Source organism: Longimicrobium sp., assembly GCF_036554565.1.
Classification (GTDB): domain Bacteria; phylum Gemmatimonadota; class Gemmatimonadetes; order Longimicrobiales; family Longimicrobiaceae; genus Longimicrobium.
Genome location: NZ_DATBNB010000570.1, coordinates 1 through 7,901, shown reverse-complemented (window position 1 = coordinate 7,901; position 7,901 = coordinate 1). Strand labels below are relative to the sequence as shown.

Below are 7,901 nucleotides of genomic sequence, written 5' to 3'. Positions count from 1 at the left end.
GTCGATTCCAGAGGAAAGGCCCCGCACTTCGAGCAGAGGTGCGGGGCCTCGTCTTTTTCCCGGCGGGTCGGGCGGTAGCTGCCGCCCGGACGGTCATCGGCAGAATTCCACGGCCGTCTTCGCCAGGATCTCCGCTGTCTGCCGTACCGACTCCAGGTCTACCCACTCCTCGGCGGCGTGGGCACCGGCGCCGGTGGGGCCCAGCACGACGGCGTCGATCCCCGCTTCGCCCATCAGCGCGGCGTCCATCCAGTACGGCGCGCCGGTTCTGGCCGGAGCGTGGCCCAGGACCTCCGCCGCCGCAGACTCCACCGCGGCGGCGATCGGCGAGTCGTCGCGCGCCGCCCACGGTCCGCGAGTGAGCAGGGGGCGCACCGTCGCCTGGAAGGCGGGGTCGGCGGCGGCCAGTTCGTCGAGAATCGCCTGCACCTCGCCCACGACCTGCGCCTCCGTCTCTCCGGGGACGGTGCGCCGCTCGATCTGCAGCACGCAGCGCGCGGCGTACGTGGTGAGCCCGGTGCCGCCGTGCAGCGTGGCCGCGTGCAGCGAGGGCGGGCCGACGACCGGGTGCGCCGGCGAGGCGACCAGGCGCTCTCCCAGCGTCTCCAGCCGCGCGAGAACGCGGCCCATCCGCAGGTTGGCGTCGATCCCCTCGCGGAAGGCGCTGCCGTGCGCCGCCCGCCCGATCACCTCTACCTCCAGCCAGCAGAACCCCCGGTGCCCGACCACCATCGCCAGCTCGGTGGGCTCGGTGAGCACCGCGGCGTCGGCCGTGTGGTGGCGCAGCACCTGCGCCATCCCCGTGCTGGCCTCCTCCTCGTCGGCCACGGACGCGATCAGCAGGTCGCCCGCCAGCGGCGCGCCCGCCCGGGTGATCGCCTGCACCGCGGCAAGGCACGCGGCCAGACCGCACTTCATGTCGTAGGCGCCGCGGCCGTACATCCGCCCGTCGCGCACCTCGGCGCTCCACGGGTTCGGCATCCCCTCGATGCCCACGGTGTCGTGGTGCGCGTACAGCATCAGCGAGCGCCCGCCGCCCGCGCCGCGCAGCCGGCCGACGACGCTGACCCGTCCCGGCGCGGCCTCGTGGGACTGGACCTCCATCCCCAGCGCTTCCATCCGCCGGGCGACGTATCCCGCCACCAGGCGCTCATCCGTCGTGCCGCCGCTGAAGGCCGGGTTGATGGAGTTGATGCGCACCAGCTCCGCCAGCGTGCGTACCAGGTCGTCGTTGTCGATGGTCATCCGCGTCTCCCTGAATCCAGTCCAGAACGAAGCGAGCGGGACGGCCTGGCCGCCCCGCTCGCAATGTACCTCGTACCGCGTGGGCGCGTCAGAAGCTGTAGACGAAGTTCACGAGCGGAAGGAAGCAGAGGCCTTCGCACTCGGCATTGAAGTTGGTGAAGATCCCGAAGTCCGCGGAGAGCCGCTCGCCGAAGAAGCGCACCCCGGCCGAACCGATCACCTCGGACTGCCCTGGCGAGAAGTAGTTCTCCGTGATCAGCTTGGTTTGGCGGCCCACCCGCAGCTCACCGCCCGCCATCACCACGGGCTGGCCGTCGAGATCGCCATTGCTGAACCCGAACCCGACGCCGAGGCTGGCGGCCTGGTCGCGATCACCAAAGGTTCCCACGCCGTAGAGGACTCCGGCCGTTTCGTCGCCGGTGCTGCCGGCCAGCACGCCTGCCGCCACCGCCATCTGGTCGGTTTCGACGAGCGTGAACTTGGGCGCGATGTAAAAGATCTCGCCCATCGCGCCGGGGATGACCGGCGTTCCCGCCGAAATGCTGAACTGGTCGGTAACCCCGTAGGTAACGAAGGGCAGGACCACCTCGTACACGCCCAGATAGCCCCGTCCGGCACCGACCGCGCGCCCCGTGGGGCCAAAGAACAGGCGTGTGGCGTTGGGGTCTTGGTGCCACACGCGGCCCTGGATCACCCGTCCGCGAGTGCGCTGCATCGACGCGATCTGCGCGCGTTCCAGGGTGATCATGGCGCCGGACTCGGTCCGGATCACCACCCGCTCGTCGGTGCTCTCGACGATCCGTCCGTACAGCACCGATCCGTCCGTGAGGCGCACTTCGTAAACGGTGTCCTGGGCCACGGCAACGGTGTCGCTGCCCTGGGCGGCGGCGCGGTCCGGCAGGGTGGCCGCCGCGGCAAGGGCCAGGGCGAGCGCAAACAGGGAAGGAGTAAATCGAAAGATCGATGGAATCATCGGCTTGGACGAGGAAGCGGAGGGTCAGGTCGGCGGACGTGCCGGAGAGGCGGCGTGAAGTGTAGCGGTCCCGCCGCGGGCATGCAAACGTTTGTACGGGCGGATTTCGGACGGGGCGCAATGAGGTTAGATTCGTGCTTCGACCGCAACCGACCGGCAGCAAACAACATGCAGATCTTCCGCCGCAGACCGACGGTGATGGTGAACGTGGGGGGCGTGCCCGTGGGCAGCGCCGCCCCCGTGGTGGTGCAGTCCATGACCAACACCGACACCGCCGACATCGAGGGTACCGTTCGCCAGGTGGCCGCCCTGTGGCGCGCGGGCAGCCAGATCGTGCGCGTGACGGTGAACAACGAAGAGTCCGCGCGGGCGGTGCCGCACATCGTGGAGTTCCTGCACGCGCGGGGGGTGGAGGTGCCCATCGTGGGCGACTTCCACTACAACGGCCACCTGCTGCTCCACAAGTATCCCGACACCGCGCGGGCGCTGGCCAAGTACCGCATCAACCCCGGCAACGTGGGCGCCAAGCGGCACGACGAGAACTTCGCCGCCATCATCGACCGCGCCCTGGAGTTCGGCAAGCCGGTGCGCATCGGCGTCAACTGGGGCTCGCTGGACCAGGCGCTGCTGACGGAGATGATGGACGAGAACGCCCGCTCGTCCGCGCCCGTGGGCGCCAAGGACGTGATGATGGACGCCATGGTGGAGAGCGCCATGCGCTCCGCCGCGGCGGCCGAGCGGCTGGGGCTGCCGCACGACCGCATCATCCTTTCCGCCAAGGTCAGCGGCGTGCCGGACCTGGTGGCCGTGTACCGCAAGCTGGCGCCCCGCTCCGACTATCCCCTGCACCTGGGTCTCACCGAGGCGGGCATGGGCACCAAGGGCGTGGTGGCGTCTACCGCGGGTCTCTCCATCCTGCTGCAGGAAGGCATCGGCGACACCATCCGCGTGTCGCTGACGCCCAAGCCCGGGGGCGACCGCACGGAAGAGGTGCACGTGGCCCAGCAGATCCTGCAGTCGCTGGAGCTGCGCTCGTTCACGCCGCAGGTCACCAGCTGTCCGGGGTGCGGGCGCACCACCTCCACGTACTTCCAGCAGCTGGCGGAAAGCATTCAGACGTACCTTCGCGATCAGATGCCGGTGTGGCGCGATTCGCACCCGGGGGTCGAGGAGATGAAGGTGGCGGTGATGGGGTGCGTGGTGAACGGCCCCGGCGAGAGCAAGCACGCAAACCTCGGCATTTCGCTCCCCGGCACCTTCGAAGAGCCCAAGGCGCCGGTGTACGTGGATGGCGAGCACTTCACCACGCTCAAGGGCGACCACATCGCCGACGAGTTCAAGCGCATCCTGGACGACTATGTGACATCGCACTATCCGTCCCGCGAGGCCGCGCTCGTCTGAACTGCTTCGGTCACGCGGAGGCGCGGAGGACGCGGAGGGCGCGGGACGGTTTCCCGCGCCCTCCGTCTGTTGCCTCAAAGGGTTGGTGGACCCTTCCGTAAGAAGACATAGGGCATACACCTATGTTCGGCTGCTGGCGGAGTTGTGGCGCTGTAACGAAAAGAGGGTTGTGCGGTTGCGAAACGTGACCTTACACTCGGCGCAACTCTAGCCGAAGGGGTGCCATGTCAGCAGCAGCTTTCGACCGATACACGCCCGAGGAGTACCTCGCGCTGGACCGCAACGCCGAATTCAGGAGCGAGTACATCGACGGCCGCCTGGTCGCCATGAGCGGAAACTCGCGTCCTCACAGCGTCACCGTTTCGAATCTGGTGCGCATGTTCGGCAACTGCTTCGATGGGCGCCCGTGCGAGGTGTACTCGAATACGATGCGGGTGAAAGTCACTCCGTCGAGGTACGTGTATCCCGACGTGGTGGCGGTCTGCGACGAGCCGAAGTTCGAGGACCGGGAAGTCGATATCCTGTTGAATCCCGGCTTGGTCGTCGAGGTGCTCTCTCCCAGCACCGCATCGTACGATCGTGGGGACAAGTTCGTTCACTACAGGAAGATCGATTCACTCCTCGAGGTGCTGTTCATCGCGCAAGACTGCGTCTTTATCGAGCACTGGCGCCGGCAGGGCGACATGTGGACGCTGACGGAGATCACTGGCGTGGACGATACCTTGATGCTGAACTCGGTTGGATGCGCCATCCCGGTCCAGGAGATCTATTCCAGGTTGGATGTGTCCGAGGGCCCGGGGAATAGCTGAGCGAGGACGAACTCGTCCTCGGGCGTGAGGGTGACGAGGTAGATCTCGTCGAAGCCCTCTTCGGGGCGGGGCTCCTCGAGCTTCTTGTAGGTGCCCAGGATGCCGGGGATGGGAATTCTGGCCCTGCCCTCACGCTTGTTGTTGCGCGCGATGGCGGCTCGCGTCTCCGTGCGGAAGAAGTAGCAGACTACGCGAAAGCGCGCGGCGCGGGCGGGGAGGATGTAGCGGGCCCGCTCTTCGGCGAGCGGGTTGGTGTTGTCCATGACGAACGGCTGCTTCGCGCGGATGCAGGCGTCCATCAGCAGCGCTTCGCGGTTCTTGGTCCGCAGCAGGTCGCGGCTGATGCGGACGTGCGTATCGAAGAAGCGCTGCTTGTAGAACGTCGACTTTCACGACGCCTGGATCCCCACCAGGATCACGGCCTCCATGCTACTCGGCCGCGGCGAGGTCGCCGGGCGCCGTGTCCTGCATCCACACGGACTTGATGTTCACGAACTCGTGGATGCCTAACTCGGCCAGCTCGCGCCCGTAGCCGGACTGCTTGACGCCACCGAACGGCAGCCGGGGATCGGAAGCGACCATCGCGTTGACGTACGTCATCCCCGCCTCGATCTCGGCGATGAAGCGGGCGCGCTCGCCGTCGTCCCGCGTCCACACGCTGCTCCCCAGGCCGAAAGGCGAGTCGTTGGCCGTCGAGATCGCCGCGTCCAGGTCCGGCACGCGGAACAGCAGCGCCACGGGGCCGAACACCTCTTCGTAGTACGCCGGCGCATCGCGCGGGATGTCAGTCAGGATGGTCGGCGGATAGAAGAAGCCGGTGCCGTCCAGCGGGTGCCCGCCGGTGAGAACGCGCGCGCCCGCAGCGACGGCGGCGCGAACCTGGCCGGCCACCTCGTCGCGGATGGACTGCGTCGCCAGCGGGCCGATGTCCGTGGCCGAGTGCATGGGATCGCCCACCTTGAGCGCCTCCATCGCGTGGACGAAGAGCCGCTCGAACTCGTCCGCCACCGCGTCGTGGACGATGAAGCGCTTGGCCGCGATGCACGACTGGCCGTTGTTGATGCAGCGCGCCTTGGCTGCCGTCTTCGCTGCCGCGTCCAGGTCGGCGCTGGGCATCACCACGAACGCGTCGCTGCCGCCCAGCTCCAGCACGGTTTTCTTGAGGTTTCGTCCCGCGCGTTCGGCGACGCTGCTCCCCGCCGGGGTGCTGCCGGTGAGCGTGGCGGCGGCGACACGGGGATCGTCCAGCAGGCTCCCGACGGCCTCGGAGCCGACGAGCAACGTCGTGAACACGCCTTCATCGAAGCCGGCGCGGCGGAACACCTCTTCGATCGCAAGCGCGCACTGGGGCACGTTGGAGGCGTGCTTCAGCAGGCCCACGTTGCCGGCCATCAGCCCCGGCGCGGCGAAGCGGAAGACCTGCCAGAAAGGGAAATTCCACGGCATGATCGCCAGCACGGCCCCCAGCGGCAGAAAGTGGATCTCGGCCCGCGCATCACCGACGTCCACGGGGCGGGGACGCAGCATCTCCTCGGCATGCTCGGCGTAGTAGCGGCACACCCAGGCGCACTTCTCTATCTCGGCGACGGCCGCGGCGAGGGGTTTTCCCATCTCCGTCGTCATCAGGCGGGCGAAGCGGTCCTTGTCGGCCTCCAGCACCTCGGCCGCGCGCGCCATCCGCTCCGCCCGCTCGCGCATGGGCGTGCGCCGGTGCGCGCGGAAGGCCTGCTCGGCGAGCGCCAGCTTCCGTTCGATCTCCTCCGGCGTCAACGCGTCGAAGGTCTTCAACGTTTCGCCCGTTGCCGGGTTGATGCTCGCGATGGGCATGCCCAGATCCGTTCAGGCGGGGGGATCGGAGGCGAGAATCCTCTCCAGTTCCTCGATCAGTACCGGCAGGTCGGCGCGCGTGGTATCCCAAACCCGCTGGTAATCGATGTCGAAGTATCCGTGGATCAGGCGATTGCGCATCGCGGTGATTACGGACCGCGGCACACCGGGATGCGCCGCGCGCGTTTCGGCGGCGACCTTCGAAGCGGCCTCGCCGACGACTTCGATTGCACGTACCACCGCGTAGGCTCGCATGCGATCATCCGCCAACGCGTCGCGGCTGGTGGACCCAAGAAACTCGATCGCCTCGCGCGAGCCGTCGAGCATGTGGCGGAGCCGCACGGCATCCTCAATCCGCAAAGCAGACCTCCGCGTGCTGAACGACCTCATGACGGAAGTACCGGCTCAACTCAGGAGGCGTGCGCAGGTCCACTGTGCGGCCCAGCATCGCCGAAAGCTCCAGTTCCATCGGAAAGGCCGAAATAGCCGATCGTGTGGCCCGGCTCGAACTCCACCAGGACGTCGACGTCGCTCTCCGGCCCGAAGTCGTCGCGCAGCACCGAGCCGAAGAACGAAAGCTTTCGAACGTGATTGCGGCGGCAGAACGCGCCCAGCTCCGGCCTCGGCACCGCGATGTTCAGTTCCAGCCTGCTCGGCATGCTGCGGCTCCAGGTGTGCGCAACGCTTGCTCCTCGCCTTCATGATACGCACGGCCGTTCCCGCACAAAAGCTGTGCCCGGCGCCTCACAATCTGCGCCGGGCACGTGGATGATTGGAATTGTGGCGATGTTCAGCGCTGGGCGAGGACCGCGATCCATTCAACGATCCGTTTGGCGGCGTCGTGGGAGATGAGGGCATCGGCGAGGGGACGGACCAGCGCCGGCTGGACGAAGTGGTTCTCGAAGTCCGGCAGCATGGCGGCGAGTTCCACCGCGGGCGTCACGGGCGAGAGCGGCAGCGGGCGACTGGCCAGTACGTCGAGCGCAAGGAGCGCGAACGCCTGCGCCTCGGTCTCGGGGAGTGCCACCTCGCCTTCCGCGACCGCAGGGGGAAGAACGTGGCCGCCCAGGCTCGTGTACCGCGGCAGGTACAGCGGGTCCGCGGGGGGACGGCGGTAGTACTGGCCCAGCGCGCAGGCGTACGGCGCGTCGCTGGCGACGGCGTGTGCGGTGGGGACGCCGCCGGGAGGGCTCCACCCCGTCCGGAACACCATCGCGTCCAGGTGATACACGCCCAGCGCGTAGCCGGCCTTGTTCACCCGCGTCCATAGGCGCGCCGCCGCCCCCAGCAGCGCCCGGCCATAGCTGGCGCGGAGCCAGGTTTCCATCGGCGGGCTCTCGTCCACGCGTGCCCCGAACGGCGGAACGTACAGGACTCCCGCCGCCTCTGTCTCAGGGCAGCGGCCCGGACCGATGGCGCGCGGCACGGTGAACGGCACCCGGCGGGAAATCGCGCGGAAGACTTCTTCCTCGGCCGCGACCGCTTCGCCGATCCATGCCGTGTTTCCCGGCGACCGGAGCCACGCGACCGCGCAGTCCACGAACGGCAGGTCCACGCGACTAGTCTCCACGCCGCAGAACACGCGGCGCTCCCGGTCTCGCCGGCCCACCTCGATCGGCTCCGCGCCGGACGGCTCCGTGAGCGAC

8 protein-coding genes and 1 pseudogene are annotated in these 7,901 nt (G+C 68.2%); 2 read left to right on the top strand and 7 right to left on the bottom strand.

All coding sequences use genetic code 11. The features are described 5' to 3' along the window. Nucleotides 1–93: 93 nt before the first annotated feature. Together VIB55_RS15640 and VIB55_RS15635 are read right to left on the bottom strand one after the other, a co-directional pair. Nucleotides 94–1,245 carry a M20/M25/M40 family metallo-hydrolase gene (locus tag VIB55_RS15640; RefSeq protein WP_331877592.1) on the bottom strand — a complete coding sequence of 384 codons (1,152 nt, stop codon included), beginning with the start codon at nt 1,243–1,245 and terminating at the stop codon, nt 94–96. A gap of 88 nt (nt 1,246–1,333) precedes the next feature. Continuing rightward, nucleotides 1,334–2,218, bottom strand: coding sequence for a hypothetical protein (locus tag VIB55_RS15635; protein WP_331877591.1), 885 nt, complete (start codon nt 2,216–2,218; stop codon nt 1,334–1,336). A 168-nt stretch (nt 2,219–2,386) separates the two neighbouring features. On the opposite strand from VIB55_RS15635, the gene ispG reads away from it, so the two are divergent. Continuing rightward, entirely contained in the window at nt 2,387–3,619 is a 1,233-nt protein-coding gene (gene ispG, locus VIB55_RS15630) for a flavodoxin-dependent (E)-4-hydroxy-3-methylbut-2-enyl-diphosphate synthase (protein ID WP_331877590.1), read from the top strand. A gap of 224 nt (nt 3,620–3,843) precedes the next feature. Continuing rightward, nucleotides 3,844–4,428 carry a Uma2 family endonuclease gene (locus VIB55_RS15625; protein ID WP_331877589.1) on the top strand — a complete coding sequence of 195 codons (585 nt, stop codon included), beginning with the start codon at nt 3,844–3,846 and terminating at the stop codon, nt 4,426–4,428. Here the strand turns inward: VIB55_RS15625 and VIB55_RS15620 are convergent. From VIB55_RS15620 to VIB55_RS15600, 5 genes and pseudogenes are all read right to left on the bottom strand, one after another. Next, entirely contained in the window at nt 4,386–4,757 is a 372-nt protein-coding gene (locus tag VIB55_RS15620; RefSeq protein ID WP_331877593.1) for an AAA family ATPase, read from the bottom strand. The two genes, VIB55_RS15625 and VIB55_RS15620, sit on opposite strands and share 43 nt — an antisense overlap. Nucleotides 4,758–4,857: 100 nt before the next feature. Then, a complete protein-coding gene (locus tag VIB55_RS15615) occupies nt 4,858–6,255 on the bottom strand; it encodes an NAD-dependent succinate-semialdehyde dehydrogenase (RefSeq protein ID WP_331877588.1) in 1,398 nt (465 codons plus the stop codon). A 12-nt stretch (nt 6,256–6,267) separates the two neighbouring features. Further along, nucleotides 6,268–6,615, bottom strand: coding sequence for a DUF86 domain-containing protein (locus VIB55_RS15610; RefSeq protein ID WP_331877587.1), 348 nt, complete (start codon nt 6,613–6,615; stop codon nt 6,268–6,270). After that, nucleotides 6,605–6,914 (bottom strand): annotated as a pseudogene (locus tag VIB55_RS15605) (nucleotidyltransferase family protein). Before VIB55_RS15605 ends, VIB55_RS15610 begins: the two are co-directional and overlap by 11 nt. A gap of 131 nt (nt 6,915–7,045) precedes the next feature. Next, nucleotides 7,046–7,901 (bottom strand): hypothetical protein (locus tag VIB55_RS15600; RefSeq protein ID WP_331877585.1); only part of this gene is annotated, 856 nt, incomplete at its 5' end.

Coding starts and splice junctions, on each gene's coding strand:
- VIB55_RS15640 (WP_331877592.1), bottom strand. CDS start 1,245: ATGACCATCGACAACGACGACCTGGTACGCACGCTGGCGGAGCTGGTG.
- VIB55_RS15635 (WP_331877591.1), bottom strand. CDS start 2,218: ATGATTCCATCGATCTTTCGATTTACTCCTTCCCTGTTTGCGCTCGCC.
- ispG (WP_331877590.1), top strand. CDS start 2,387: ATGCAGATCTTCCGCCGCAGACCGACGGTGATGGTGAACGTGGGGGGC.
- VIB55_RS15625 (WP_331877589.1), top strand. CDS start 3,844: ATGTCAGCAGCAGCTTTCGACCGATACACGCCCGAGGAGTACCTCGCG.
- VIB55_RS15615 (WP_331877588.1), bottom strand. CDS start 6,255: ATGCCCATCGCGAGCATCAACCCGGCAACGGGCGAAACGTTGAAGACC.